Annotated in this window: 2 protein-coding genes; both read left to right on the top strand. The window is 50.4% G+C overall.

Annotated elements, in window-relative coordinates:
* The first annotated feature begins 311 nt into the window (after positions 1 to 311).
* A complete protein-coding gene (locus QVO99_RS04300; RefSeq protein WP_022316367.1) occupies positions 312 to 1781 on the top strand; it encodes a phosphoglucomutase/phosphomannomutase alpha/beta/alpha domain II in 1470 nt (489 codons plus the stop codon).
* A gap of 149 nt (positions 1782 to 1930) precedes the next feature.
* On the top strand, positions 1931 to 2263 hold the full coding sequence (locus QVO99_RS04295; protein WP_022316366.1) for a hypothetical protein: 333 nt from the start codon (positions 1931 to 1933) through the stop codon (positions 2261 to 2263).
* Positions 2264 to 2312: the final 49 nt, after the last annotated feature.

Genomic DNA, 2312 nt, shown 5'->3' with positions numbered 1-2312 from the left:
ATGGGTTTAAGGTTAGAAAGGGTTTAAGGTTAGAAAGGGTTCTATGAATTAAAAGCCACCGCATGATTGGCAATCTTGACAAAAAATCGTATCTTTGCACACGAATTACTACCTATGCCAGAACAAAAGCCCATCCGGGCAAATGAATCCATGATTGCGGCCACATGAATCCGCAGCCCATGACAGTACGGGCAATGACCATTGAAAACATATACGCAACGATGTTTCCAAACGATCATGAACGACATAAGACAAGACAATCTCAACTATTCAAAACATATATATAATAGGTATTCACAAATTACACGACTATGAATTGGAAAAAACTACAGAATGGTTCGGACATAAGAGGAGTGGCTCTCGAAGGTATTGAAGGAGAGCACGTGAACCTCACGGAAGAGGCGGTGGAGACTATCGCCAGATCCTTCGTTTGCTGGACCAGAAAAACCACAGGCACAAACACACCCACAATCACCGTGGGAATGGACTGCCGCATTTCAGGTGACATGATTAAAGGAGCCTTCGTGAAGGGAGCCAAAGAGGCGGGAGCAAACGTGGTGGACTGCGGGCTGGCGTCAACGCCGGCTATGTTTATGACCACCATCAGCGAGCAACTGAAAGCCACTGCTGCAGTGATGGTGACGGCAAGCCATCTGCCGTTCAACCGCAACGGACTGAAATTCTTCACACCCAAGGGAGGTCTCGACAAGAAAGACATAACATCGATTCTCGACATAGCCGAAAGCGGAGAATATGCATACGACGGAGCTGAAGGCAGCTGCAAGACGCTCGACTTCATGACCATATACTCAAAGCATATCGCCGACTATATCTGCCATGGAGTGAACGCCGACGAATTCTCTCAACCGCTGAAGGGAATGCACATCATTGTGGACGCAGGAAACGGAAACGGAGGATTCTTCGAGAAGATACTCAAATCATTGGGAGCCAAGACCGAAGGAAGCCAGTTTCTGGAGCCGGACGGACACTTCCCTAACCACATACCGAACCCGGAGAACGCAGAGGCTATGGCTTCGGTATGCAAGGCTGTGGAAGAGAGCAAGGCTGACATGGGAGTGATATTCGATACCGACGTGGACCGTTCGGCTATCATCGGACACAAGGGGGAGCCCATAAACCGAAACGCGCTCATAGCGCTCATAGCATCGGTGATACTGGAGGAGCACCCGGGGAGCACGATAGTGACAGACTCAGTGACGAGTGACGGACTGGCTGAATTCATCACCCGACTGGGAGGCAGGCACCACCGCTTCCGCAGAGGATACAAGAACGTGATAAACGAGGGGATAAGGCTCAACCAGACCGGTGAGGAATGCTGGCTTGCAATAGAGACATCTGGACACGCAGCACTGAGAGAGAACCATTTCCTGGACGACGGAGCTTATCTGGCAGCAAAGCTCATCGTAAATGCGGCTAAGCTATACAGGCAGGGCAAGCGTCTGGACGAGATGATTGCCACTCTCAAGCAGCCGAAGGAGAGCAAGGAGATAAGGATAAAGCTGACGGAACCCGACTTCAAGGCGCAGGGAACGGAAGTATTGGAAGACATGAAGGCGAAAGTCGCAGGAATGGCTGGATGGACTATTGTGGAACCCAACTACGAGGGACTTAGAGTGAGCTGCACTGACGACGGGGAAAAGGGCTGGTGGCTCTTGCGTATGTCGCTGCACGACCCCGTAATGCCTCTCAACATAGAGAGCAACGTGGAAGGAGGAGTGGCTGCAATAGAAGCCAAGCTGAAAGGAATGGGACTGCTCTGAGAATGACAGGACCGGCTGACGAACGTTCTGTGGCATACCGCAAGACAAGCGTTTTGGGGCATACCGCAAGACAAGGATTTTGGGGTATACCATAAGACGAGCGTCGGGGAATAAATACATAAGAGAAAGAAATTGGAACAAGACAATATATGAAAAACGAAAGCGAGAACATCGTGGCACAGCCACTCGACACTCCCGAAGCACAGGTGTTGTGGGGAATACTCATGGCGTATGGATATCTGGGAGAGGATCTGAAGCCCGTAGACCCCGATGCCAAGAAGGCGACGCTGCTGGCTGACTCTATCGCCACCCTGCTGCAGATAAGCCCCAGATGGGAGCCTTTCGAGCGGATGTGGGGAATGACCGGCATGGAAGCGACATTCAGCAGCATTAGCGAAACGGACAGCTGCAGAGAGTGGATAAAAGAGGTGAACGCCGTAATGCCTTCGCCGGACATTCTGAAGATGTATGGAAGCATGTGATTGGGAATAAAATAAACAAAGAAAAAAAACAAACGGAGTGTTGAAATAT

Origin of the sequence: Prevotella sp. CAG:592 (genome assembly GCF_000436015.1) — a bacterium.
GTDB lineage: Bacteria > Bacteroidota > Bacteroidia > Bacteroidales > Bacteroidaceae > Prevotella > Prevotella pectinovora.
The sequence above is the reverse complement of the archived record's forward strand: the minus strand, read 5'-3'. Positions and strand labels throughout refer to the sequence as shown.